Source organism: Pseudomonas sp. YuFO8, from assembly GCF_035065025.1.
Lineage (GTDB): Bacteria > Pseudomonadota > Gammaproteobacteria > Pseudomonadales > Pseudomonadaceae > Aquipseudomonas > Aquipseudomonas putida_AE.
Window position 1 is genome coordinate 1 of record NZ_JAXDEQ010000199.1, and the last position, 392, is coordinate 392.

The following is a 392-nucleotide window of genomic DNA, read 5'->3' on the forward strand; positions in this document are numbered from 1 at the left end:
TGATTTCGCATATGTAGGAGAGTTAGGCATAAAAAACGGCACTCCTGATTGTTCGGGAGGGCCGTTTTTTTTGCAGTGCATTTGCTTGGCCGAATGTCAGGCCTTTTCTTTTTCTTTGCCTTTTATGGCTTTGTCTGCAGTTTTTTTGTCGTCGCGGGATGCTTCATGCTTTGCGTGGTCGCGGTCTCCAGCGTTGCAGGGGCTACAGATACCTATTGCATGCAAGCCTTTTGGTCCTTGAATGATTTCAAAGCTCACTTCCTGGCCCGCCTTCAGCGTTTTGTATCCATCCATTTGGATCGCTGAGTAATGCGCGAAGAGGTCATCCGATTTACCTTCTTCGTTGATAAAGCCGTACCCCTTGGCATTGTTGAACCATTTGACCTTGCCTT

The 392-nt window shown here is 47.4% G+C and carries 1 protein-coding gene; it reads right to left on the reverse strand.

Annotation, left to right across the window (positions count from 1 at the left end):
- Window positions 1–96 precede the first annotated feature (96 nt).
- The coding region (gene cspD / locus SOP95_RS31985) for a cold shock domain-containing protein CspD (protein WP_323609589.1) at window positions 97–392 on the reverse strand (296 nt) is incomplete at its 5' end.